The following is a 23213-nucleotide window of genomic DNA, read 5'->3' as shown; positions in this document are numbered from 1 at the left end:
TTTTCAGTGAAGAGACCCCCTATCAGTTGAACAGGCGTTCGCGCCTTTGGTGTTCAGCGAAGGGGTGACACTTGGGATTCAGGTTGTTGCATCTGCACCTCCACGGTCTCTTTCGTTCCCGGGATCTTGAGTTGGGGCGTGATGCCGACACCGGTGGTCAGACGCTCTATGTGCTGGAGCTGGCCCGGGGTTTGGCAGCCCGACCCGAAGTGGATCGGGTTGAGGTGGTCACGCGACTGATTCAGGACCGTCGCGTTTCTCTGGATTACGCCAGGTCTGAGGAGTCGATTGGGCCTGGGGCTTCGATTCTTCGCTTCCCCTTTGGCCCTCGTCGTTATCTGCGTAAAGAGCAGCTTTGGCCCTATCTCGATGATCTAGCAGATCAGCTGGTGGCCCGTCTGCAGCAGCCTGAGCATCGCCCTGACTGGATTCATGCCCATTACGCCGACGCTGGCTATGTGGGAGCACTGGTCAGTCGGCGCCTGGGGATTCCCCTTGTTTTTACAGGCCATTCGCTGGGCCGCGAAAAATTGCGCCGCCTGCTCGCCGGTGGCGGAGACCACGATCAGATCGAGCAGGCGTTTTCGATCAGCCGGCGCATTGATGCCGAGGAGCTGGCCCTGGCCCATGCCGATCTGGTGATCACCAGCACCCGTCAGGAAGCGGATGAGCAGTATTCCCGCTACGGCCGGTTCCAGGCTGATCGTGCCCAGGTGGTTCCTCCTGGCGTGGATGCCAGCCGTTTCCATCCCCAGGGTGCCGCTACGGAAACCCAGGAACTCGATGGGCTGTTAAGTCCGTTTTTGCGCAATCCTGAGTTGCCACCACTGTTGGCGATCTCCCGGGCGGTGCGCCGCAAAAACATTCCTGCCCTGGTGGAGGCCTTTGGTCGCTCTGCCGTGTTGCGTGAACGCCACAACTTGGTGCTGGTGCTGGGATGTCGTGAGGATCCCCGCCAACTGGAGAAGCAACAACGGGAGGTGTTCCAACAGGTCTTTGACCTGGTGGATCGCTATGACCTCTATGGCCAGGTGGCCTATCCCAAGCAACACCGCCGTGACCAAATTCCTGCCGTCTACCGCTGGGCGGCGAAACGGCACGGTCTGTTTGTGAACCCCGCCTTGACCGAGCCCTTTGGTCTCACGCTGCTGGAAGCGGCGGCTTGTGGTTTGCCGATGGTGGCGACCGATGACGGTGGACCGCGCGACATCCTGGCCCGCTGTGACAACGGGCTGCTGGTGGATGTCACCGACCTGGAGGCCTTGCAGGATGGTCTGGAGCGGGCGGGTTCCGATCGCTCCCGTTGGCATCGCTGGAGTGACAACGGCATTGAGGCCGTCAGTCGCCACTTCAGCTGGGATGCCCACATCTGCTCCTACCTGGCGCTGATGCAGCAGAACCTGGAGGTTCGGGAGACAGCCCGCAGCCTGGCTGCACCAGCGGCTGCCTCCAGCCCCTTGGCCGATCGGTTGCTGTTACTGGACCTCGATCAGGGGCTGGAGCAGCCGGAGAACGACAGCCTGGTGGCCTTGCGGGTGCAACTTCAGCGCGATGCCCGTACAGGTCAGCCCAGTGCGCTGGGCATCATCACCGGTCGATCCCTGGCGGCAGCACGGCAACGTTTTGCCGAGCTCCACCTGCCGGACCCCGGTGTCTGGATCACCCGTGCAGGCACGGAGATTGTGTATGGCCAGAGCCAGGAGCCGGATCCCGGTTGGTCGCGCACGATTGCCATCGACTGGAACCGCAGCCAGGTGGAGCACGCCTTGGAGGATCTCGGCGCCCACCTGAAGTTGCAGGATCCCGTGCATCAGGCTCCCTTCAAGGTCAGTTATCTGTTGCGCCAGTCGGGTGAAGCGATCCTGCCGCTGGTGCGCCAGCGTCTGCGCCAACGGGATCAGGCCGCGCGCCCGTCGCTGCGCTGCCATTGGTTCCTTGATGTGATGCCTCTGCGGGCATCACGCAGCGAGGCCATCCGCTACCTCTCCCTGCGATGGGGTCTGCCGCTGGATCGCATCTTGGTGGTGGCCAGCGAGCAAGGGGACGGTGAGTTGGTGCGGGGTTTACCGGCCACGGTGGTGCTGGCGGAGCATGATCCCAGCCTCGACAGCTTTCGCCATCAGTCGCGGGTGTATTACGCCAGCCGTCAGTCGGTGTCCGGGGTGCTGGAGGGACTCCAGCACTACCGCTTTCTCACGCGCCGTTGACTGAGGGTTCAGCCGGGGAGCACCTGCACGCAGGCGGCGGCCCGGTCGGCCTTGGCCCGGGCGTCGTTGACGTCGGTTCCGCGGGCCAGGGCCACCCCCATGCGTCGCCCCGGGCGGGCATTGGGCTTGCCGAACAGCAGCAGCTGACTTTCGGGTTCCTTCAGAGCGTCGGCAACGCCACTGAATTGGACAGCCGCCAGTTGTTCGGAGGCCAGGATCACCCGGCTTGCAGAGGGTTGTTCGCAGCGGATGGCGGGAATTGGCAGCCCCAGCACAGCCCGCAGGTGCAGTTCGAATTCGCTCAGGTTTTGGCTGGCCAGGGTGACCAGGCCCGTGTCGTGGGGGCGGGGTGAGAGCTCGGAGAACACCACCTCGTCGCCACAGAGGAAGAACTCCACGCCGAACAGACCAACGCCGCCGAGGTTCTCGGTGACTTTGCGGGCCATGGCCTGGGCTTGCTCCAGTTGGGCATCGGTCATGGCTGCCGGTTGCCAGCTGCATTGATAGTCGCCGCCTTCCTGTTCATGGCCGATGGGGGGGCAGAACAGGGTGGTGCCATCGGCCTGGCGGATCGTGAGCAGGGTGATCTCCAGCTCGAAGCGCAGGAATTCCTCAACGATCACCCGCTCACCACTGCCTCGTGCACCGGAGATGGCTGTGGACCAGGCAGCGTCGAGCTCTTCCGCACGTTTGACCACGCTCTGCCCTTTGCCGGAGGAGCTCATCACCGGCTTCACCACCACGGGGAAACCCAATGGAGCGGCGGCCGCTTTCAGTTCCTCGAGGTTGGTGGCATAGGCAAACCGGGCCGTGCGCAGACCGAGTTCATCGGCGGCCAGGTCGCGGATGCGGTCGCGGTTCATGGTGACCGCCGTGGCCCGGGCCGTGGGGATCACCTGGATGCCTTCGTCCTCCAGGGCCTGCAGAGCATCCACAGCCAGGGCTTCGATCTCAGGGATCACCACATCAGGCCTGTGGCGGCGCACCACGTCTTGCAGCATTGCTGCATCGGTCATGGGGAAGACTTCCGCCTGATCGGCCACCTGCATGGCAGGGGCGCCGGCGTAGCGATCACAGGCGATCACCCGGCAACCCAGTCTCTGGGCTGCGATCACCACTTCCTTACCCAGTTCGCCGCTGCCCAGCAGCATCACGGTTTTCGGGAACACGGTCATGGACGGTCAGGTAGCAGCATGGGGCGATCTTCGCGCTTCGCCGGTCATGGCCATGCTGTTTGCCTTTTCCACGGCCGGTGATGCAGCCAATGGGCTGCTGTTTGGTTGGGATATCGCCACCGTTCAGAAGTGGGCGTTGATCTATCTGGGGGTGTCGTCGCTGGCGTTTGTGGTCGTGTGGATCCTGGGGTCGATTCGCCGGGAGTGAGGTGGGATCTGGCTTCAGTGGGGTTGTTCGGGGATCAGGGTCAGTTGTCGCTCGGGTGATTCTTCGTTCACAAAACCCCAGGCATCGAACACCGCGGGTGTGGGGTGGGTGATGCGTTGTTGATCGCTGATCCGTTCCAACCGGAAGCCTTCTTTGGCCATGCGTCGCATCAGGCTGGCCGACTCTTCAAAGCGGGCTGCCATCGCTTCCAGGCTGGCGCAGTCGCTCGTGAGACCGGCTTCCTTCCATGTGAAATAGGCCATGGCAACAGCTCCGGATGCGAACGCTTGGAACGTCGCCATGATCCCAAATTTAGGCTGTCACAACCAATTGGCACGGTTTCGTGTTATAAGCGTAACGCATAAGTGTTTAACTCGTATTATTTGCTTTGGGTCTTTGGGAGTAGCGGCGTATTGAGTCTTTTTGGAGGCACGCATCGTTGTTAGGGCTGCTCGCTCGCTCTCTTGATGGCCCTGCGTTTTAGTCACATTGATTTTTTGCTTCAAGAATGATCGAAGCGACTTTGCTTGATGCATGACCGAGATTGAAGCCAAACATCTCCTTCGCTTTGCGAAAGGCAAGCTCTCTTTCTTTGGGGAAAGTAACGCCATGGATGAACTTCTGGAGCAGGTCGTCTGCTCCCTCGAATTGAACACTCATGTCTTTGTAGATTTCATATGTTTGCTTATTACAAAACGAGCTTTCATCTATATTTAATAAAATTGGCTTTTCGAGCAATGCAGCTTCGATTGCAATCGAGCTGATGTCGCCGACGACCACATCAGCAGCGACAAGAGCCATGGCATCACTGATTCCCAGGCTGAGCAAGGCCGTTCCCTTGTCTCGTTCATGGCATAGAGCTTCGTAAAGCCAGGTTGAGGTTTGGGTGCTGACGTGATTGGTCCACAAATTTGGATGTGCCCCTTGGATGATCTGAACTTGATCTCCAAGGGTGGAGAGAACATGAATCAAGCTTGTTCCAAATCGTCTGAGAGTGCCGCGTTCTGTCCAGTGGGAGGCAAGAAAAACAATTGCTTTTCTGTTGTCAATGCCCAGCGCATTCTTGACTTCTTGTTTGATTTCTACTCTTCTCTGTTGTGAGCTGAAGATATAGTCTGAAAAGATATCGTTTTTTGGACAACCAGTGGCAATGAATTTTTTATTTTTGCTTGATTCACTTCCGAGAATTTCTGTTATGAATTTTTCTTCAGCGGTTGATATTCCGCAATAAATGTTGGAGGCTTGATAGCACGATAAGACATAGTCTTGAGTAAAGCTTCCAAAAGCTGAGCCATGATGCACGTGGATGTAGAGGCCATCCTCAAGGCCGTGGATCGGCTCTGGAATGTGTGTCGTTATAAGTAGATATCTGAATTGCTTTGAATTTTTCTTTTTTGTTTCGCGCGGATGTTTGAAATTCTGCTTTAAGCGGTCAAATATTTGCTTCGATGATTCGTTTCTGAAGTCGTATTGGTTGCAAGGCGCGTAGACGCCCATCCACTGCTCAGACTCTGGTTGTTGTTTGATTAGTTCTGTGATGATGGGAAAATAGGAATCCCAGCTTTGCGAACTAAAGGCATAAAAAATAATCTGATTGTCCATTGCTTTTTTCCCTCCGTTCAGCCGTTGGGTCGTAGCACGATGCCGCCAATCACGAGAACGAAAGTCACCAGCCAGAACGCCCGCACCACCTGTTGTTCCGCTGCGCCACCCAGTTCGAAGTGATGGTGGAGCGGTGCCATGCGGAACACTCGCCGGCCCACACCATCGGGGCCTTTCGTGGCTTTGAACACCCACACCTGGATGATCACGGAGAGGGATTCCGCTAGGAAGACACCGCCCATCACCAGTAGCGGCCAGAGGCTGTTGCTCAGCAGTGCGACGGCCGTGAGGGCGGCACCCATGGCCAGGGACCCTGTGTCCCCCATGAACACCCGAGCAGGGTTGCGGTTGTGGATGAGGAAGCCGATCCAGGCACCGGCCATCGCCATGCAGAACCCTGCCAGGGCTGGATCGCCACTGTTGCCCCGCAGCATCAGTTGCAGTCCCATGCCGCTAAATACAAGGGCACCACAACCTGCTGCTAGGCCATCGAGCCCGTCGGTGAGGTTGGTGGCGTTGCTCTCGGCCAGAAACACAAACAGACCCAGGGGCCAGATCAGCCAGCCCAGGGGAAGTTCGAGGCCCATGGGTAGGGCGATGGTGGAGCTGATCCAACCCTGCCAACCGGCAACAGCCAGAAAGATTGCTGCTGCGCCTGCCTGGAGCATTAATTTGCCCCGTGGTGTGAGGCCGGTGTTGGTCTGGCGGGTGAGGCTGCGCCAGTCATCGATGCCGCCAATCAGCATGAAGGCGAGGGTGATGGCGGCGACGGCCAGTAAGCGTTCAGCATTGCCGTCTTGCACGCTCACCAGAGCACCGACGATGACGCCAATCGGCACCACCAGCAGACCGCCCATGGTGGGGGTGCCGGCTTTGCTCAAGTGAGCCTGGGGTCCGTCTTCCCGGATCACCTGGCCCATCTTCAGGGAACGCAGCTGAGGGATCCCCAGCCAGGCGCTCACAGCGGCCAACAGCGTGGTGATCAGCAACGGCAGGCTGAGCAGGCTGCCGTGCACCTGCTGGTCGTATGCAAATGCGGATGCAAAAACGACAAAGGCGAGCACTGCTGCCGGAAACCGACCGTCCATCACGCGGGACGGATCCTTGGGTTCAAGCACGGCGTTGCCTCTGGTCGCCGAGAGATTAGGGGAACCGCCGGTTCCCCACAGCACAACGGGGTCAGTCGACCGTCAGGTCGGAAAGGATCACTCCTCCCAGCCTTCTTCCTGTTCGTCGTCTTTGTTGTAATCCTCTTTTTCGCCCATCAGTGCTGACAGCTCCTCTTCTTCCACGGTGCTGACATCGCTGGAGGAGGATTCCTCGTCTTCCACCAGGCGGCCACTGGTTTCCAGCCAGCTCAGAAGATCGGGCTCCTCACGCAACGGCAGCACCGGTGCCGGCTCCTTGCGCCCATAGCGCGTCAGGGCGGGGTTGATGCTGTCAAGTGCGCTGCTCATCGCTGAGGACAAAGTCCAATAAGTCCAATCAAACATCATAGTGGACCGCATCAGCCTGATTCCCCTTGAGCGGTAAACCACTGGCCCTGCTGCTCGTTTGGGGATTGGCCCTGCTAATCAGCCTTGGTTTGCGTTTCTGGGGCCAGCACCATCCGGAGCCATTGTCGGTGGATGGCACCACTGTGGGCCTGTTGGTGTTTGGTCCCGCTCTGGTGCTGGTGGCCTGGTTGCTGATGGGTTGGACCGACGGGGAGAGAGAATCAGACGATTGTGAACAGGAGTCCCGTTGATGGGCCGTGCGAAGAAGGTCGTGCTCGCCTATTCCGGTGGAGTGGATACGAGTGTCTGCATTCCTTATCTGAAGCAGGAATGGGGCGTCGAGGAGGTGATTACCTTCGCTGCAGACCTCGGCCAGGGCGATGAGCTCGAGCCCATCCGTCTGAAGGCTCTGGAGGCTGGTGCGAGCCAGTCGCTGGTCGGCGATCTGATTGAGCCCTTCATTCAGGAGTTCGCGTTCCCTGCGATTCGGGCCAATGCTCTGTACGAAGGGCGTTATCCCCTGTCGACAGCCCTGGCTCGTCCCTTGATTGCCCGTCGATTGGTGGAGGTGGCCCGCGAGGTGGGTGCTGATGCCGTTGCCCATGGCTGCACTGGTAAGGGCAACGACCAGGTGCGTTTTGATGTGGCGATCGCGGCACTCGCCCCTGACCTCAAGGTGCTGACCCCAGCCCGGGAGTGGGGCATGAGCCGTGAGGAGACGATCGCTTACGGCGAGCGTTGTGGCATTCCCGCGCCGGTCAGCAAGAAATCTCCTTATTCCATCGATTTGAACCTGCTGGGCCGCAGCATCGAGGCCGGCCCCCTGGAAGATCCCATGGTGGCGCCGCCGGAAGAGGTGTTTGCCATGACCCGCTCGGTGGCTGACACTCCCGATGCTTCGGAAGAGATTGAAATCAGCTTCGAGGGCGGTAATCCCGTTGCCATCAATGGTCAGCGTCTAGACCCTGTTGCTCTGATCCGTGAGGCCAATCGTCTGGCGGGAACCCACGGCATTGGCCGTCTCGACATGATCGAGAACCGTGTGGTGGGGATCAAGAGCCGCGAGATTTACGAAACCCCAGGCCTGTTGCTGCTGATTCAGGCGCACCAGGAGCTGGAGAGCCTCACGCTTGCCGCTGATGTGCTGCGCAGTAAGCGTCAGTTGGAGATGCAATGGGCTGACCTGGTGTATCAGGGCCTCTGGTTCGGTCCGCTCAAGGACGCTCTCGACGGCTTCATGGACCGCACCCAGGTGCACGTCAACGGTGTTGTCCGTCTGCGTCTGCACAAGGGCACAGCCACCGTCATCGGTCGCGCATCAGCCGAGAGCAGCCTGTACGTGCCGGCCATGGCGTCCTATGGCAGCGAGGATCAGTTTGATCACCGTGCGGCTGAGGGCTTCATCTACGTCTGGGGATTGCCCACCCGTCTCTGGGCTGCAACCCACCGCGGCTGAATCAGGCGCTCTGCTGTTGTCCATCGTCGGGGGTGGCGCTGATGCGGCGCACCCCCGGCCATCCCCAGCGCAGGGCAGCCCGTCGCAGTGGTGCCCGATGGCCCTCATGGATCTCTTGAGCCTGCGCTAGCAGGCGATAACGCTCCAGCAGTGGTTCAAGTCGTTGCTGGAATTTGCGTTCAAACAGCTCGGGCAGTTCGGCGAGCAGGGCTTCGTAGTCGGCCACGGTGGCCTCCAGTTCCTGCACCTGCTCCCGCAGACGAATCAGTTCCGCCGCGTCGTCGTTGGGTTTGGTCCGGGCTGCTGCCTCAGTCATCTGAGCCCATTGCGGTGCCGGGGCCTGGTGATGATCATCAAAAAAGTCCATGGCCCAGACGGTATCGCCGGGCCATGGACTGAACAATCCCTCGACTGGAGGGATCAGGCAGAGGCGCCTGCAGGCTGCTCTTCCTGGGCAGGAGCTGCGGTGCCAGGCATCACGCGGGGCTCGGGCAGAGGACCGTCCTGCTTCACGGTCAGGTAGTGGATGACGTCTTCGCTGAGACGCATGGCCTTCTCCAGCACGGCCACCTGCTGGCCGTCGCCGTTGTGGCTCAGCTGCACGTAGATGCCTTCCTTATTCTTGTTGATCGCATAAGCCAGGCGACGCTTGCCGCGCATCTGGTTATCGAGCACTTCGGCACCAGCCTCAACGAGGATGTCGCGGTACTTGGTGAGATGGGACTCAACCTCCTCTTCCGGGATGTCCGGACGGAGGATGTACATGGTCTCGTAGTAAGGCGTCTGGGTCATGGAGATGGATCCGACGGGGACTCATGGCTCACCGAAGTGAGCGACGGATCAACAATCGTATCGCCTGAGGGGTTGACAGCTCAGTAGAGCTGCATGCGTACGGCTTGGCTCAGGCCGGGCAGATCCGGCTCGCGGCCCCGCAGGCACTCGATCAGGGCGAAGAGCACCACCGCTAGCACCCCCAGCAGCACCGTGCTGCCCAACGTGCGCATCACCAAGCCTCCAAGGCTCATGCTCAGCGGCGCATACAGGTAGCCGATCAGGATCACCACGATGTCCACCAGCAGCGCCTGGAGGGTGTTGAAGCGCAGGAAGTAAGGAACGTTGGGATTGCGCACCACCGCGAGGAACAGCACGAAAAACAGCAACAGCCCGCCCAGGGCAAGGGGGCCGAAACTGAAGCTGCGCTGCAGGATCGCCACGGGGACTGCGGGCAGAAGCAGCAGGCCCAGCGCCGGATATTGCGCCACCAGAGCCTGGCCGAAGGGCAGGGCATCGCTGAGCGGCAGCAGATACACCAACACCGCCAGCAGGCGCTGCCACACAGGGATGGGCATACAACAGAAGGAGCTGTCCTGACGCTAGGCGGCGAGTCGCTGGAGGGCGGCATCTCGCATGGCCGCAACCGGTACGTCGTCTTGGCCCGTCCACAGGCGAAGTGCAGCGGCACCCTGCTGCACCAGCATTTCCAGCCCGTCAAGGGTGCGGCAGCCCTGCGCTTCGGCCAGCTTCAGCAGTTGGGTCGGTCTTGGGGTGTAGATGATGTCGTACACCCAGGATCCGGGCTTCAGGCGGTTGACCAGGCTGTCGCTGAGGGGACTGGCCAACGCTGCGCTTGGGTCGGTGGGGGAGGCCATGCCCACGGGCGTGGTGTTCACCACCACATCGCACTGATCGAGGGCGTCCTGCAGCGCGGCGTCACTGCTCCAGAGCAATGGTTCCAGTTGGGGTGACCAGTTGCCGCAGGCTGCGATCACTTCATCCAAAACCGGTTGTCGGCGTCCGGCGATCTGAATCCGCGAGCAACCCAGTTCAGTCAGGCCAGCCACCACGGCGCGTGCGCTGCCTCCACAGCCCAACACGAGGGCGCTGCGTTGGCTCCAGTCCGGTTCCGCCTCCTTCAGCGGACGGTAGAAACCCTCCACGTCGGTGTTGGTGCCAAACCAGCCCCCATCGCTCTGGGGCACCAGCACGTTGACCGCCCCCAGCCGCTCCGCCAAAGGACTGAGCTCCCGGCACAGCCCGGCCACGCTCTGCTTGTGAGGGATGGTCACGTTGAGGCCCCGGCACTTCACGGCGTGCAGGCCTTGGATCACGGTGGCCAGTTGCTCTGCAGGCGTGGGAAGGGCCAGAAACACCCAGTCCAACCCCATGGCCTGGAGGGCAGCGTTGTGCATCGCCGGCGAGAGCGAGTGGTGCACCGGATCGCCAAGAAGGCCCACCAGCGCAGTGCTGGCGCCGATTGTTCCTGGGCGGGTCATGGCCTGTTGTCTGCTCGTGCCCCCCAGCCTGCCTGTCGAACTGTTCGGGAACCACACCTCGTGCTCGTGCCACTGCACTGGGGAAGATGCAGAGGTTCAAGACGACTTTTCGACGAGGAGGTGGGATCCCATGGGCAAGGTTGTAGGCATTGACCTCGGCACCACGAACAGCTGCGTTTCCGTGATGGAAGGTGGCAAGCCCACCGTGATCGCCAACGCAGAAGGATTCCGCACCACCCCCTCGGTGGTTGCTTACACCAAGAACCAGGATCAGCTGGTCGGTCAGATCGCCAAGCGTCAGGCGGTTATGAATCCCGACAACACTTTTTATTCCGTCAAGCGTTTCATCGGTCGCCGCGTCGATGAGGTGAACGAAGAGTCGAAGGAAGTGAGCTATGGCGTCGAGAAGGCCGGCGCCAACGTGAAGGTGAAGTGCCCGGTCCTCGAGAAGCAGTTCGCGCCCGAAGAAGTCAGCGCCCAGGTGCTGCGCAAGCTGGCTGAGGACGCCGGCAAATACCTCGGTGAGAGCATCACCCAGGCGGTGATCACTGTTCCCGCTTATTTCAACGACTCCCAGCGTCAGGCCACCAAGGACGCCGGCAAGATCGCCGGTCTGGAAGTGCTGCGCATCATCAACGAGCCCACCGCCGCGGCTCTGGCCTACGGCCTCGACAAGAAGAGCAACGAGCGCATCCTGGTTTTTGACCTGGGCGGCGGCACCTTCGACGTGTCCGTCCTGGAAGTGGGTGACGGCGTGTTCGAGGTGCTCTCGACCGCTGGTGACACCCACCTCGGTGGTGACGATTTCGACAAGGTGATCGTGGATCACCTGGCTGACACTTTCAAGTCGAACGAAGGAATCGATCTGCGTCAGGACAAGCAGGCCCTGCAGCGCCTCACCGAGGCGGCTGAAAAAGCCAAGGTTGAGCTCTCCAACGCCACCCAGAGTGAAATCAATCTGCCGTTCATCACGGCAACTCCTGAAGGTCCGAAGCACCTCGACCTCACCCTCACCCGCGCCAAGTTCGAAGAGCTGGCTTCCAAGCTGATCGACCGTTGCGCCACCCCTGTGGAGCAGGCGCTCAAGGACGCCAAGCTGTCCTCCTCCGAGCTCGACGAGATCGTGATGGTGGGTGGTTCCACCCGCATCCCCGCGGTGCTCGAGCTGGTGAAGCGCATCACCGGTAAAGATCCCAACCAGACCGTGAACCCCGATGAAGTGGTGGCCGTGGGTGCTGCCATTCAGGGCGGTGTGCTCGCCGGTGAGGTCAAGGACATCCTTCTGCTGGACGTCACTCCCCTCTCCCTGGGTGTGGAAACCCTCGGCGGTGTGATGACCAAGATGATCAACCGCAACACCACGGTTCCCACCAAGAAGTCGGAGACCTATTCCACCGCCGTGGATGGTCAGACCAACGTGGAAATCCACGTGCTCCAGGGCGAGCGCGAGATGGCATCCGACAACAAGTCGCTCGGAACCTTCCGTCTCGATGGCATTCCCCCTGCTCCCCGTGGCGTGCCCCAGATCGAAGTGACCTTCGACATCGACGCCAACGGCATCCTCAGCGTCACCGCCAAGGACAAGGGCAGCGGCAAGGAGCAGAGCATCTCGATCACCGGTGCTTCGACCCTCAGTGAGAACGAGGTGGAGAAGATGGTGAAGGATGCCGAAGCCAACGCCAGCGCTGACAAGGAGAAGCGCGAGCGGATCGACGTCAAGAACCAGGCTGAAACCCTCGTCTACCAGGCCGAGAAGCAGCTGGGTGAGTTGGGCGACAAGGTCGATGCCGACGCCAAGGCCAAGGTGGAAGACAAGCGCGTCAAGCTCAAGGAAGCCGTTGAGAAGGACGACTTCGAGGCGATGAAGGCCCAGTTGGAGGAACTCCAGCAGGAGCTTTATGCCCTGGGTGCGTCCGTCTATCAGCAGGCCGGTGCTGACGCTGCTGCCCCTGGTGCTGATGCTGGTGCCGCCGGTGGCAATGGTGCTGCAGGTGGCGCCGACGACGTGATCGACGCTGAATTCACTGAGTCGAAGTGATGCTTTCGGCCCCCCTAATCGGGAGCCGATGTTGTTTCGCCCCGTCTGCCTTGCAGGCGGGGTTTTTTGTTGGGATCCGTCTTGCTAGGAACTATCAAAAAAGGGGGGCTTCGGCCCCCCCTTTTGTTGTGCAGTCCCCCCCATGGTGGGGAGGGTCATGGATCAGTTGATCGAGTTGGCAGCCGCCTTGGCTTTGGTCACCACTTCTGGGGGAAGGGAGACATAGCCCAGCTCTGGGGCTTTCGACTGAGCTTCCTCGGACAGCATGTAGTCGAACGCCTTCTTCAGCAGAGGGGTCTTGTCGTCGTTGCCGGTTTTGTAGGCCAGCACCCAGGTGAAGGTGACGATCGGGTACCCACCCTTGGGATTGGGGTTGCCGCCGATCAGATCAGGACCGAGGTCAATGGATCCCAGGGCTTCACTGGCGGTGGCGTTGGTGGGCTTGACCTGGTCGCCAGAGGCGTTCTGCACGGCCGCGGCTTGCAGGTCACCCTTCACGTAGGCCAGTTCCACGTAGCCGATGCCGCCACCGATCTGGCTGAGCTGGGCTGCCACGCCTTCATTGCCCTTGGCACCCACGCCGGTGGGCCACTGCACGGATTTGTCGGCGCCGACATCCGTCTTCCAGGTCGGGCTGATGGCGGAGAGGTGCTTGGTGAAGTTGTAGGTGGTGCCGGAGCCGTCGGAACGGTGCACCACCTTGATGGCCTTGTCGCCGCAGCCCAGTTCGCTGTAGTTCTTGATCGTGCCCAGGAAGATGCCAGCCAGCTGATCCTGGGTGAGCTTGAGCTCACAACCGGGGTTGTTGTAGGCCACGGCGATGGCACCCGCGGTCATCGGGATCTGCACCACACCGCGGCTCACTTTGGCGATCGCCTCGGGCTTCATCGGCTTATCGGAAGCGCCGAAGTCAACGGTGCCGGCGGTGAATTGACGCACGCCTGCGCCGGAGCCCACGGATTGGTAGTTGACGTTGAGGCCCTGGGGTGCCAGATCCTGGAACCAGCGCTGATAGATCGCTGCAGGGAAGGAGGCGCCAGCCGCAGAAAGGCGACCTGTCGCTTTGTCGCCATCACCAGAGGAGCAGGAGACCAGGCTGACGGCGGCACCAAGGCCGGCGACTGCGGCGGCCGTACGCGTCAGAAAGGAGCGAGACATGTTTTCGAAAATCACATTCGAATGGCCTACATGTAGCCAGCAGAGTGCTGAATTCCGTAAAGACGCGCTTAAGGGTCGGTAAGCATTCGTTTCTGGTGGCCACTGGCGTCGATTTGTTCGCTCACCCACTCGGCGGTCGCCGGAGCCAGCAGCACGCCGTTGCGGTAGTGGCCCGTGGCCAGGATCAGCCCTGGTTCGAGCACCTCCAGGAGTGGGGCGGGTCGCCCGCTCGGCCGGGCCCTCAGACCATGCCAACGGCCCACGTCCTTGCAGTCCCCAAGCCAACGCGGTGCATCGCCTTCCAGGCTTCGCAATCGTTCTGCTGCTGCTGCATCGGGGTCAGTGCCTGGCTCCAGGGTGGCGCCGAGCCAGAGCTGATCGGCCCCGTGACGCACCAGATTCACGCCATGGCTGACTAGCACGGCCGGCCACTGGCTGCTCAGGTGCTCGGCATTCGCCAATTGCAGTTGCAGCACCTGACCCAGGACCGGCTCCATCGGGCGCGCATGGCCCAAAGGGGCCAGTAGGGCTTGGCTCGCCAGTGCGCTGCAGACCACCACCTGCTTGGCGGCCACTTGGTTGCCGTTGGCGAGCTGCAGCACCCACCCGCCTTGGCCGCGTTGGAGTTGCTCAACCCTGGTGGCCTCCAGGGTCACATTCAGTTGTTGCAGTTGCTGCCGAAGCGCCTGTTGCAGCAGCAGCGGATCGACCCTTCCATCCTTGGCTGAACGCAGCCCTCCATAGCGGCAACTGGGCCAGTCGGGATGTGCATCCTGCAGGGTGTCGGGCGGAAGGAATTCCAGGCCCAGAGCAGAGCGTTGTTCGGCCAAGTGGCGCTGAAGGCTGGCTTCCTGATCACTTGCGGCCAGCTGCACCAACCCGCTGTGCAGCTTCAGTGGCGTGCCTGGCGTGTGCAGAGCGTCAGCCCACTGGGGCCATAGCTCCATGCTGCGTCGCCGCAGCCGCCAACCTCTGCCGCTGGAGCGGCGGAACACATAGCTCATGAGGATTCCAAGCGACGCTGACGTGCCAGTCAGTGTTGTCTTGGGATGTCGCTCGGGCGTTTGGGCCAGTTCTGGATCCACCAGAACCACGGGGTGACCCTGGCGAGCCAGGGTCCAGGCGGTGCCGGCACCAATGGCGCCAGCACCGATGATCGCGATGGAGTCGCTCAGGGGGTCGTCGTCAGCTCAGGGCTTGCTCGGGAATCATCCGGGCGTAGTTGGCGAAGCCGGTGGCCACTTCCACATAGGCCTTCTGCAGGCGGGCACCGTCCTGGAGACGGGCTGCTTCGTCGAGGTCTGCCAGACCTTCCTTCAGGCTGGTGGCCAGCTTGTTGGCTTCGGCCCGGTCGCCGGGGAGCAGGCGCTGGTTGATGTAGAGCATGCCGCGACCCACTTCCTGCATGGGGCCGTGGATCAGGTTGCGGGTGAAGGTCCAGTCGCGGGCGTTCACCAACTTGGCCAGCTCAGGCAGGCGCTCTTGGGCAGCCTTGAATTCGGTGGCATTGCGGCGGATCACGGCCATCTCATCGGGAGTGATGGTCGGAGCGCTCTTCGCCGCATCGCCACAGGCCACAAGGCTGAGGCACAGGCAGGCGCAGAGACAGAAGGAGGCGAGGCGACGCAGGGCGCTCAGCATCACAAAGGAGAAAAGGAGATGGCGGGGATTTTACCCAGGTTCAATCCTGCCCAGCGCGATCGCGAGAATGGTTGTTCATGCGCCTTGGTTGTGAGTTCCCCTTCCGTGATCCTGCAGCTGATCTGCCCTGATCGACCTGGTCTGGTAAGTGAGCTGGCGCGATGGGTGGCAGCCAACGGCGGCAACATTCGCCATGCCGATCACCACACCGATGCGGGTGCGGGCTTGTTCCTCAGTCGCCTGGAGTGGGAGCAACAGGGCTTCGGGCTGCCGCGTCAGGCCATCGCTCCGGCTGTGCGTTCCCTAGCTGAGCGTCTTGACGGTGAGGTGCAACTGCACTTCTCCGATGCGTTGCCGCGGGTGGCGATCTTCGCCAGCAAGCAGAGCCACTGTCTGCTCGATTTGCTGTGGCGGGCCCGCAGTGGTGAGTTGCCCATGCAGGTCCCGCTGGTGGTGGCGAATCACCCCGACCTTGAGCCGCTGTGTAAGGAGTTCGGTGTCGCCTTTGTTTGCGTGCCGGTGACGGCCGCCACCAAGCCGGAGGCTGAGGCCCAGATGCTGGGATTGCTCGAGGAGCACGACATTGAACTGGCGGTCTTGGCCAAATACATGCAGGTGCTCAGCGCTGATTTCCTGGAGCGCTTCCCCACGGTGATCAACATTCACCACTCCTTTTTGCCTGCTTTCAAGGGGGCCCAGCCGTATCACCGCGCTTGGGAGCGTGGGGTGAAGCTGATCGGTGCCACGGCCCACTACGTCACCGAAGATTTGGATGATGGCCCGATCATTGAGCAGACCACGGTGCATGTCAGCCACCGCGATGAGGTGGAGGATCTGATCCGTAAGGGTCGCGACACGGAGCGTCTCGCCTTGGCTCGGGCGGTGCGTCTGCACCTCTGCCGTCAGGTGATGGTCTATCGCGGCCGCACGGCGGTGTTTGCATGACGGCACGTCTGTGCGCATGGCTCAGGAGCGGCTGTCCGGCGGTCGCTTCCCCCTGGGGTTGGTGCCTGTTTCAGCTCGGCCTGCTGTTGCTTCCCTCGACGGTGTTGCTGGCCAGCCTGCTGTTCGTGCCGGCCTTGGTGCTGGGCAGTCTCCGTCGTGAAGGGCCCTACTGGTGTGATCGCTGGAACTGGCCGCTGCTGGCGGCTGGCGGGTTGATGCTGCTCAGTTGTTTCAGCGCCGTGCGCGCCGATCTCGCCTGGGCTGGTCTGGCCAATTGGCTGCCCTTCTTCTGGGGGTTCTGGGGGTTCCAGCCCTACGTGGCGGAGGCCGGGGCGCGTCGCCGTGCGGCGCTCTGGTTGGTGGCGGGCACGGTGCCCGTGGTGGTGACCGGCCTGGGTCAGTTGTGGTTGGGTTGGCAGGGGCCCTGGCAGGCCCTGGGGGGCCTGGTGATCTGGTTCATGGCTCCTGGAGGGGAGCCGCAGGGCAGGCTGTCGGGTCTGTTCGATTACGCCAACATTGCCGCGGCCTGGTTGGCGCTGGTGTGGCCATTGATGCTGGCGGCCCTGGTGCAGCCCGGACTCGATCGCCGTTATCGGGGTGTGGTGTTGATGCTGGCTGCCGCTTTGGTGACGGCTCTCGTGCTCACTGACTCCCGCAATGGCTGGGGCGCGTTGGTGCTGGCGGTGCCCCTGGTGCTTGGGCCGGTGAGCTGGCCCTGGTTGCTGCCGCTGCTGGTCCTTGCGTTGATTCCTGTTCTGTTGGCGGTGTTGCCCGGTGTTCCCGCGTTGCTTCAGGACCCTGCTCGGGGGTTGGTGCCCGAGTCGGTGTGGTCACGCCTCAGCGACAGTCGCTATGCGGGGGAGCGTGCCCTGGCCTCCACCCGTCTCAGTCAGTGGGGCGTGGCTCTGCAGTTGATCGCTGAACGTCCCTGGCTGGGGTGGGGTGCTGCGGCTTTTTCCGTGCTCTACCCCTTACGCACGGGCAAATGGCATGGTCATTCCCACAACTTGCCGTTGGAGCTGGCGGTCAGCCATGGGGTGCCGGCGACGGTTGCGCTGGTGGGCCTGGTGCTGGGGTTGTTGATCGTGGCGTTGCGCTGCAGCCGCGTCGGTTTGTTTGATCGCGCCTGGTGGGCTGCGGTGCTGGTGTTGGTGGTGCTCCATGGCACCGACATGCCGTTCTTTGACAGCCGCCTGAACATTGCCGGTTGGATCCTGCTGGCCGGGCTGCGCAGTCGGATTCGGGAGACAGAAACGGCAGCGGTCAGCCCAAGCTGAGGGCCTGTTGGCGGTGCTCCTGAAGTTTCTCCTGACTCAAAGGACCATCAAGATGGCCCCAGGGCAACACCGCGTCAGAGGCCCATTCGTCGTGCACCACGCTGTCCCAACTGGGGGGCAGCGGTAAGACAACGCCTGCGCTGCGGGCTTCAGGCAGTTCACCGGCCAGGGCGGCTCGGTAGGCCTTCTTCCAGCCACCCAGGCTTTCCTGGGAGCCGCGCACCGCTGCGATCACGGGGGCCAGGCGCCGGTCGCTGCGGGAGAGCAGGGCCTGGATCACGCTCCAGCCATAGCTTTCCGGGCGCAGATCAATGCCTTTCGGTTTGAGCCGTTTGGCCAGTAGCTTCAAGCGTTTTTCCGCTTCGGGGCGTACCCCTTGCCATTGGAAGGGGGTGTGCGCTTTGGGCACGAATGTGCTCACCCCAAGGGTGAAGCGCAGCCCAGGGGTGCCTTTCTTCAGGCTCAGCAGCAGCGCTGCGGTGCTTTCCACATCGTCGTTGTCTTCACAGGGGAGTCCCACCATTCCGTAGAGCTTCAGGGCCTTCAGTCCGCCTTGCTTGGCATGGCGGGCCGCGGCTTCGATTTCTTCACCGCTGAGTTTCTTGTTCACCACGCGGCGCATGCGCTCGCTGCCGCTCTCGATCGCGATCGTGAGCGATTTGCTGCCTCGCCCTGCCAGCACCGTCGCCAGCTCCGGGGTGACCGTTGCGGCCCGCACGGAACTGACGCTGACGCGCAGGTCGTCAAAGCGGTCGTGGGCCAGCCACTGGAGCAGATCGCTGAACTGGGGGTGCTGGGTGACGGACGCCCCCAGCAGGCCCAGGCGTTTGGTGGCGTTCAGTCCCTTTTCCACTGCTGGGATCAGCCCGTCATCGAGCGACGGGGTGCGGAATGGCAGGGTCAGATAGCTGGCCAAGCAGAAGCGGCACAGTTCTGGGCAGCTGCGCACCACCTCCACCATGTGGATGTCGGGCCAGGCCGCTTCCGGGGTGATCACCGTGGAGTGGCTGAGGCTGTTGCCGCGCCACGTCTGTTTCGCCACCCGTTCTGGAAGGCTTGCATCCACTGGTGTCACCCCCAGCAGGGTGCCGTCCGCTGCGTAGCGGGGCGCATGCAGCTCGGGCACGTAGATCCCAGGCACGCGGGCCAGATGCTGCAGTTGTTCGGCCCGGGGCTGCCCCTTCACGCTCTGGAGGGCATCGATGAAGGCCGGCAGCAGGTCTTCGCCGTCGCCCAGCAGCACGACATCGAAAAACGGTGCAAGGGGCTCGGGATTGGCGGTGAGCACTGGTCCACCACCAAACACGATCGGATGGTCGTCGGTGCGCGCGTGGCTCCAGATCGGGATTCGCTGCTGCTCCAGCAGATCGAGCAGGACCGGTCCGTCGAGTTCCCAGCTCAGGGACAGTCCAAATAGGTCGCAGTGCCGGTGCGGGGGATCCCCCTGGTCGGTGAACAACCGGCGCACGTCGACGTCAGACCGCATCGCCAGCGTCGACCAGACGATCTGATAACCAAGGCTGGTGATGCCCACGGTGTACGTGCTGGGGAAGGCCAGCACCGTGCGCAGGGCTCCGGGCTCCGGTGTCACCGGATCAAATAGCAGGGTTTCCTGGTTCAGGAGCCGTCTCCCGGTGGTGAGGGTTTGGGAGGTGGTGGAGGGGTGAAGGCCCGGCGGCGCACCGATCCCATCCAGCCGTGGTGGATGCCTCCGCGGCGTTCCCGCTTCGCTTCCAGCTTGTCTTCGTCGGCCAGTTCCATGCCCAGCTGGCGCTCATAGATCGAGCGTTCGTCGAACAGGCGGGCCATCAGGAAGCTGGCCAGACAGGCCACCAGGATCGGCTTGAGGATCAGCAGATCCTTGGTGAGGGCGAAGGCCAGGAACATGGCCGTGATCGGCGTGCGCGAACAGCTGGCCACAAAGGCCCCCATGCCGGCGAACACGTAGGTGCTGGGCACATGGCCTGTGAGCGCTTCCACCCAGATGCCGCAGGCCAGACCGATGGCTCCCCCCAGGGTGAGCATGGGGAAAAACAGGCCGCCCGGGGCACCGGAGGCCGCCGCCAGACCGGTGCTGAAGAAGAGCACCACAAATGTTCCCAGCGCCATGGGAATGTCGGCCTTGCCGTCGGCGATCAGGTCTTTGAGGCCGTCGATGTTGTGGAACGCGTCGGGCAGAAACGCATACACGCCTCCGAGCACGCCTCCGCTGAGCACCATGCGCAGCACAAGGCGATCGCCGAACCAGGCATCTCCTTTGCGTTGCATCGCCAGCACATAACGGCAATAGAACTCGGCCAGAACCCCCACCACCATCCCCAGGCCGATCAGGTAACCCAGGTCGATGGGCAGGAAGTTCACCAGGGGGGTGTATTGCCGTTCCAGTTGAAATCCTTGGGTGGCATCCAGGCCTCCGGTGGCTGGGCTGATGCCCACCAGGCCGAGCACATCCGCCCAGGCATCCGCCCAGAAGGTGGTGACGATGACCAGGAGCAGCACCACGGGCCTGGCGGAGTGCAGCAGCTCCTCGACGGCATAGATGAAGCCTCCGATCGGTGCGCTGAAGACTGCGGCGATGCCGGCACCACCGCCGGCGGCGACGATCACCCTTCGGAAGGCCACGGGGGCTTTGAGCCAGCGGGCCATCTGCCAGGCCACCGATCCGCCCATCTGCACCGCCGGGCCCTCAGGACCCAGGGGGAAGCCACTACCGATGGCCACAATGCCGGCCACCAGTTTCACCAGGCCCACCTGCAGGCCCATGGGGACGGCCCGGTGTTTCAGGAAGCCCATGATGTGGGTGATGCCGGAGCCCCCTGCGGCGGGCGCCAGGCGTGACACCAAAAGCGCCGAGATCAGCCCCCCGCCGGCCCCCAGGCTGGGGAGCACAATCCAGGCGGGAAAGTCGGCCAGCAGCTCAAGTCGCCAGCCTCCGAGCAGTTTGAGTCCGGCCTTGAACAGCACGCCAGTGAGCGCAGCGCCCAGGCCCGTGAGCATGAGCGCCAGCACCACCACCCACCAGCGCCGCTCCAGCAGGCGCCGGATGCTGCGGCTGGAGCCGAGTTGGTGGCGGCGTTGTTTGACTTCGTTAGGAACAATCATCGGGCTGGCGTTGGGGATCAGGCCCCAGCCAGCACTTGTGCTTCGTCGTCGGCGCTCACCACCCGACCCTGATCCTCGAAGCCAGCGATCTGGTCGAAGTTCAGGTAGCGGTAGAGCTCAGCGGAGAGCGGATCAATCTTTGCGGCCGCGATGCTGCGGTACTCCTCAGCGGTGGGAATGCGTCCGAGCTGGGCGCAGACGGCCGCCAGTTCGGCGCTGCCCAGATACACCTGGGCCCCTTTGCCCAGCCGGTTGTTGAAGTTGCGGGTGCTGGTGGAGAACACGGTGGTGTTGTCCTCCACGCGGGCCTGGTTGCCCATGCACAGGGAGCAGCCGGGCATTTCCATGCGCGAGCCAGCGGCTTCGAAGGTGGCGTAGTAGCCCTCGGCTTTGAGGGTTTCCTCGTCCATGCGGGTGGGCGGGCACACCCAGAGGCGCGCCGTGTTTTGGCCGGCGCCCTCCAGCACCTTGGCCGCGGCGCGGTAATGGCCGATGTTGGTCATGCAGGAGCCGATGAACACCTCCTGCACCGGATCGCCGGCCACTTCGCTCAGCAGCTTGACGTTGTCGGGATCGTTGGGGCAGGCCACAACGGGCTCGGTGAGCTCGTCGAGGTTGATCTCCAGCACTTCGGCGTATTCCGCATTGGCGTCGGCGCTGAGCAGCTGCGGGTTGGCCAGCCACTCCTCCATGGCCTTGATGCGGCGCGCCAGGGTGCGGGCATCGCTGTAGCCGCGAGCGATCATGTTCTTGAGCAGCGCTACGTTGCTGCGCAGGTATTCGCTCACCGTGTCTTCGGAGAGCTTGATGGTGCAGCCGGCACAGGAGCGTTCCGCGCTGGCATCGGTGAGTTCAAAGGCCTGTTCCAGCTTCAGATCAGGGAGACCTTCGATCTCCATGATCCGGCCATTGAAGAGGTTTTTCTTGTTGGCCTTCTCCACGGTGAGCAGGCCCTTCTGAATCGCCACCCAGGGGATGGCGTTCACCACATCGCGCAGGGTGACGCCGGGCTGCAGGGATCCGCTGAAGCGCACCAGCACCGACTCGGGCATGTCGAGGGGCATGGCGCCGATGGCGGCAGCGAAGGCCACCAGTCCGGAGCCGGCCGGGAAGGAGATGCCGAGGGGGAAGCGGGTGTGGCTGTCACCGCCGGTGCCCACGGTGTCGGGCAGCAGCATGCGGTTCAGCCAGCTGTGGATGATGCCGTCGCCAGGGCGCAGGGCCACACCACCCCGTTGGGCGAAGAAATCGGGCAGATCCTTCTGGGTCTGCAGGTCCACCGGCTTGGGATAGGCGGCGGTGTGGCAGAAGCTCTGCATCACCAGGTCAGAAGAGAAGCCCAGGCAGGCCAATTCCTTCATCTCATCCCGGGTCATGGGCCCGGTGGTGTCCTGGGACCCCACGGTGGTCATCAGCGGCTCGCAGCTGGTGCCGGGGCGCACGCCGGGAAGGCCGCAGGCCTTGCCCACCATTTTCTGGGCCAGGGTGAAGCCTTTGCCGGTGTCTGCCGGTGCGGACGGACGGATGAACAGATCAGAGGCGGGCAGTCCCAGCTGGTTGCGCACTTTGTCGGTGAGGGCGCGGCCGATCATCAGGGGGATGCGGCCACCAGCGCGCACCTCATCGCTGATGGTGCTGGGCTTGAGGGAGAAGCGAGCAATCACCTCCCCGGCGTTGGCTTCGCCGGCGGCGCGTTCGATCGTGCCGGCATGGGGACGGATCGTGATCACATCGCCGGTATTGAGCACGGTGACGTCGCATTCGATCGGCAGGGCGCCGGAGTCTTCCGCTGTGTTGAAGAAGATCGGGGCGATCTTGCCGCCCAAAATCACGCCGCCGCCGCGTTTGTTGGGCACGTGGGGGATGTCGTTGCCGGTGTGCCAGAGCACGGAGTTGATGGCGCTCTTGCGGGAGCTGCCGGTGCCGACCACGTCACCCACGTAGGCCACGGGGTGACCTTTTTCCTTGAGGGTCGCGATGGTCTTCAGGCCCTCTGGATCGCGGGTTTCCAGCATCGCCAGGGCATGGAGGGGAATGTCCGGACGGGTGGTGGCGTGGGTGGCTGGGGAGAGGTCATCGGTGTTGGTTTCGCCTTCCACCTTGAAGACGGTGACGGTGATCTCTTCGGCCAGGGCCGGCTTGGAGGTGAACCATTCACCCGCGGCCCAGCTGTCGACCACCTGCTTGGCGAAGCGGTTGCTGGCGGCCAGCGCCATCACTTCGTTGTAAGCGTCGTAAACCAGCAGGGTGCGGCTCAGACCATCCGCAGCGCAGCCAGCCAGTGCTTCATCGCTGTGCTGCAGCAGCTCAATCAGAGCGGCGACGTTGTAGCCCCCCACCATGGTGCCGAGCAGACGGACGGCCTCCATCGGAGAGACCAGGGGGCTGGTGGCCGTGCCCTGGGCCACAGCGCTGAGCCAGGTGGCTTTGACATAGGCGGCTTCATCCACCCCAGGTGGGATCCGTTCACTCAGCAGATGCAGCAGTTCCTGTTCATCACCTGCGGGTGGGTTCTGCAACAGCTCGGTGAGTGCCTGGGTCTGCTCAGCGTTGAGCGGCAGGGCAGGGATTCCCTGGGCGGTCCGTTCGGCGGCGCTTGCGCGGTAGGCACTCAGCATCGGAAGTCGGTCCTCTA

Annotated in this window: 22 protein-coding genes; 7 read left to right on the top strand and 15 right to left on the bottom strand. The window is 62.5% G+C overall.

Annotation, left to right across the window (positions count from 1 at the left end; translation table 11 throughout):
* Positions 1-71: 71 nt before the first annotated feature.
* Positions 72-2207: an HAD family hydrolase gene (locus tag RS9916_RS10675; RefSeq protein ID WP_038023676.1), complete on the top strand. Its 2136-nt coding sequence runs from the start codon at positions 72-74 to the stop codon at positions 2205-2207.
* Between the two features lie 8 nt (positions 2208-2215).
* On the opposite strand, the gene purT is transcribed toward RS9916_RS10675, so the two are convergent.
* On the bottom strand, positions 2216-3382 hold the full coding sequence (gene purT / locus RS9916_RS10670; RefSeq protein WP_007099422.1) for a formate-dependent phosphoribosylglycinamide formyltransferase: 1167 nt from the start codon (positions 3380-3382) through the stop codon (positions 2216-2218).
* Between the two features lie 46 nt (positions 3383-3428).
* Between purT and RS9916_RS14940 the strand changes: the two genes are divergently transcribed.
* A complete protein-coding gene (locus RS9916_RS14940; RefSeq protein WP_198003421.1) occupies positions 3429-3590 on the top strand; it encodes a hypothetical protein in 162 nt (53 codons plus the stop codon).
* A gap of 14 nt (positions 3591-3604) precedes the next feature.
* Here the strand turns inward: RS9916_RS14940 and RS9916_RS10660 are convergent, their stop codons facing one another.
* The 4 genes from RS9916_RS10660 to RS9916_RS10645 all read right to left on the bottom strand — a co-directional run bounded on the left by RS9916_RS10660 (position 3605) and on the right by RS9916_RS10645 (position 6649).
* Entirely contained in the window at positions 3605-3853 is a 249-nt protein-coding gene (locus RS9916_RS10660) for a hypothetical protein (RefSeq protein WP_007099420.1), read from the bottom strand.
* Positions 3854-4070: 217 nt separating this feature from the next.
* Positions 4071-5192: a CDP-glycerol glycerophosphotransferase family protein gene (locus RS9916_RS10655; RefSeq protein WP_007099419.1), complete on the bottom strand. Its 1122-nt coding sequence runs from the start codon at positions 5190-5192 to the stop codon at positions 4071-4073.
* A 17-nt stretch (positions 5193-5209) separates the two neighbouring features.
* Positions 5210-6280: a phospho-N-acetylmuramoyl-pentapeptide-transferase gene (gene mraY, locus RS9916_RS10650; protein WP_050752330.1), complete on the bottom strand. Its 1071-nt coding sequence runs from the start codon at positions 6278-6280 to the stop codon at positions 5210-5212.
* A gap of 117 nt (positions 6281-6397) precedes the next feature.
* The gene (locus tag RS9916_RS10645; protein ID WP_007099417.1) at positions 6398-6649 is read right to left on the bottom strand and encodes a DUF3134 family protein; all 252 of its coding nucleotides are present in this window, start codon (positions 6647-6649) and stop codon (positions 6398-6400) included.
* A 65-nt stretch (positions 6650-6714) separates the two neighbouring features.
* Between RS9916_RS10645 and RS9916_RS10640 the strand changes: the two genes are divergently transcribed.
* Positions 6715-6939: a hypothetical protein gene (locus RS9916_RS10640; RefSeq protein ID WP_007099416.1), complete on the top strand. Its 225-nt coding sequence runs from the start codon at positions 6715-6717 to the stop codon at positions 6937-6939.
* Positions 6939-8144 (top strand): argininosuccinate synthase, encoded by a 1206-nt coding sequence (locus RS9916_RS10635; protein WP_007099415.1) that lies wholly within the window; start codon positions 6939-6941, stop codon positions 8142-8144. The genes RS9916_RS10640 and RS9916_RS10635 overlap by 1 nt, the downstream gene beginning before the upstream one ends.
* Before the next feature lies 1 nt (position 8145).
* On the opposite strand, the gene RS9916_RS14565 is transcribed toward RS9916_RS10635, so the two are convergent.
* The 4 genes from RS9916_RS14565 to RS9916_RS10615 all read right to left on the bottom strand — a co-directional run bounded on the left by RS9916_RS14565 (position 8146) and on the right by RS9916_RS10615 (position 10417).
* Positions 8146-8547: a hypothetical protein gene (locus tag RS9916_RS14565; RefSeq protein ID WP_007099414.1), complete on the bottom strand. Its 402-nt coding sequence runs from the start codon at positions 8545-8547 to the stop codon at positions 8146-8148.
* Between the two features lie 17 nt (positions 8548-8564).
* On the bottom strand, positions 8565-8936 hold the full coding sequence (gene rpsF, locus RS9916_RS10625) for a 30S ribosomal protein S6 (protein ID WP_007099413.1): 372 nt from the start codon (positions 8934-8936) through the stop codon (positions 8565-8567).
* A gap of 80 nt (positions 8937-9016) precedes the next feature.
* Positions 9017-9493 (bottom strand): Tic20 family protein, encoded by a 477-nt coding sequence (locus RS9916_RS10620; protein ID WP_007099412.1) that lies wholly within the window; start codon positions 9491-9493, stop codon positions 9017-9019.
* Between the two features lie 24 nt (positions 9494-9517).
* The gene (locus RS9916_RS10615) at positions 9518-10417 is read right to left on the bottom strand and encodes a shikimate dehydrogenase (protein ID WP_038023670.1); all 900 of its coding nucleotides are present in this window, start codon (positions 10415-10417) and stop codon (positions 9518-9520) included.
* 130 nt (positions 10418-10547) lie between these two features.
* On the opposite strand from RS9916_RS10615, the gene dnaK reads away from it, so the two are divergent.
* Entirely contained in the window at positions 10548-12455 is a 1908-nt protein-coding gene (gene dnaK, locus RS9916_RS10610) for a molecular chaperone DnaK (RefSeq protein ID WP_007099410.1), read from the top strand.
* A gap of 162 nt (positions 12456-12617) precedes the next feature.
* Here the strand turns inward: dnaK and pstS are convergent, their stop codons facing one another.
* The 3 genes from pstS to psbQ form a co-directional block, all read right to left on the bottom strand.
* A complete protein-coding gene (gene pstS / locus RS9916_RS10605; protein ID WP_038024527.1) occupies positions 12618-13613 on the bottom strand; it encodes a phosphate ABC transporter substrate-binding protein PstS in 996 nt (331 codons plus the stop codon).
* A 68-nt stretch (positions 13614-13681) separates the two neighbouring features.
* Complete coding sequence (locus RS9916_RS10600) at positions 13682-14770, bottom strand: FAD-binding oxidoreductase (protein WP_038023667.1); 1089 nt, start codon at positions 14768-14770, stop codon at positions 13682-13684.
* A gap of 28 nt (positions 14771-14798) precedes the next feature.
* The gene (gene psbQ, locus RS9916_RS10595; protein WP_007099407.1) at positions 14799-15254 is read right to left on the bottom strand and encodes a photosystem II protein PsbQ; all 456 of its coding nucleotides are present in this window, start codon (positions 15252-15254) and stop codon (positions 14799-14801) included.
* A gap of 105 nt (positions 15255-15359) precedes the next feature.
* On the opposite strand from psbQ, the gene purU reads away from it, so the two are divergent.
* Together purU and RS9916_RS10585 are read left to right on the top strand one after the other, a co-directional pair.
* Complete coding sequence (purU, locus tag RS9916_RS10590) at positions 15360-16199, top strand: formyltetrahydrofolate deformylase (RefSeq protein WP_369791606.1); 840 nt, start codon at positions 15360-15362, stop codon at positions 16197-16199.
* On the top strand, positions 16196-17476 hold the full coding sequence (locus RS9916_RS10585; protein ID WP_007099405.1) for an O-antigen ligase: 1281 nt from the start codon (positions 16196-16198) through the stop codon (positions 17474-17476). The genes purU and RS9916_RS10585 overlap by 4 nt, the downstream gene beginning before the upstream one ends.
* On the opposite strand, the gene RS9916_RS10580 is transcribed toward RS9916_RS10585, so the two are convergent.
* From RS9916_RS10580 to acnB, 3 genes are read right to left on the bottom strand one after another with little or no spacing between them, the layout of a single operon-like run.
* Positions 17463-19037: a radical SAM protein gene (locus RS9916_RS10580; RefSeq protein WP_038024524.1), complete on the bottom strand. Its 1575-nt coding sequence runs from the start codon at positions 19035-19037 to the stop codon at positions 17463-17465. The genes RS9916_RS10585 and RS9916_RS10580 overlap by 14 nt on opposite strands.
* A gap of 56 nt (positions 19038-19093) precedes the next feature.
* Positions 19094-20578, bottom strand: coding sequence for a ClC family H(+)/Cl(-) exchange transporter (locus RS9916_RS10575; protein WP_007099403.1), 1485 nt, complete (start codon positions 20576-20578; stop codon positions 19094-19096).
* A 17-nt stretch (positions 20579-20595) separates the two neighbouring features.
* Positions 20596-23196 carry a bifunctional aconitate hydratase 2/2-methylisocitrate dehydratase gene (gene acnB, locus RS9916_RS10570; RefSeq protein ID WP_007099402.1) on the bottom strand — a complete coding sequence of 867 codons (2601 nt, stop codon included), beginning with the start codon at positions 23194-23196 and terminating at the stop codon, positions 20596-20598.
* Between the last annotated feature and the right edge of the window lie 17 nt (positions 23197-23213).

Source organism: Synechococcus sp. RS9916, assembly GCF_000153825.1.
GTDB lineage: Bacteria > Cyanobacteriota > Cyanobacteriia > PCC-6307 > Cyanobiaceae > Synechococcus_C.
Note: the sequence above shows the minus strand (reverse complement) of the source record. Positions and strands in the feature narration are given on the sequence as shown.

Coding starts and splice junctions, on each gene's coding strand:
- purT (WP_007099422.1), bottom strand. CDS start 3,382: ATGACCGTGTTCCCGAAAACCGTGATGCTGCTGGGCAGCGGCGAACTG.
- RS9916_RS14940 (WP_198003421.1), top strand. CDS start 3,429: ATGGCCATGCTGTTTGCCTTTTCCACGGCCGGTGATGCAGCCAATGGG.
- RS9916_RS10660 (WP_007099420.1), bottom strand. CDS start 3,853: ATGGCCTATTTCACATGGAAGGAAGCCGGTCTCACGAGCGACTGCGCC.
- RS9916_RS10655 (WP_007099419.1), bottom strand. CDS start 5,192: ATGGACAATCAGATTATTTTTTATGCCTTTAGTTCGCAAAGCTGGGAT.
- mraY (WP_050752330.1), bottom strand. CDS start 6,280: ATGGACGGTCGGTTTCCGGCAGCAGTGCTCGCCTTTGTCGTTTTTGCA.
- RS9916_RS10645 (WP_007099417.1), bottom strand. CDS start 6,649: ATGAGCAGCGCACTTGACAGCATCAACCCCGCCCTGACGCGCTATGGG.
- RS9916_RS10635 (WP_007099415.1), top strand. CDS start 6,939: ATGGGCCGTGCGAAGAAGGTCGTGCTCGCCTATTCCGGTGGAGTGGAT.
- rpsF (WP_007099413.1), bottom strand. CDS start 8,936: ATGACCCAGACGCCTTACTACGAGACCATGTACATCCTCCGTCCGGAC.
- RS9916_RS10620 (WP_007099412.1), bottom strand. CDS start 9,493: ATGCCCATCCCTGTGTGGCAGCGCCTGCTGGCGGTGTTGGTGTATCTG.
- RS9916_RS10615 (WP_038023670.1), bottom strand. CDS start 10,417: ATGACCCGCCCAGGAACAATCGGCGCCAGCACTGCGCTGGTGGGCCTT.
- dnaK (WP_007099410.1), top strand. CDS start 10,548: ATGGGCAAGGTTGTAGGCATTGACCTCGGCACCACGAACAGCTGCGTT.
- pstS (WP_038024527.1), bottom strand. CDS start 13,613: ATGTCTCGCTCCTTTCTGACGCGTACGGCCGCCGCAGTCGCCGGCCTT.
- psbQ (WP_007099407.1), bottom strand. CDS start 15,254: ATGCTGAGCGCCCTGCGTCGCCTCGCCTCCTTCTGTCTCTGCGCCTGC.
- RS9916_RS10585 (WP_007099405.1), top strand. CDS start 16,196: ATGACGGCACGTCTGTGCGCATGGCTCAGGAGCGGCTGTCCGGCGGTC.
- RS9916_RS10575 (WP_007099403.1), bottom strand. CDS start 20,578: ATGATTGTTCCTAACGAAGTCAAACAACGCCGCCACCAACTCGGCTCC.
- acnB (WP_007099402.1), bottom strand. CDS start 23,196: ATGCTGAGTGCCTACCGCGCAAGCGCCGCCGAACGGACCGCCCAGGGA.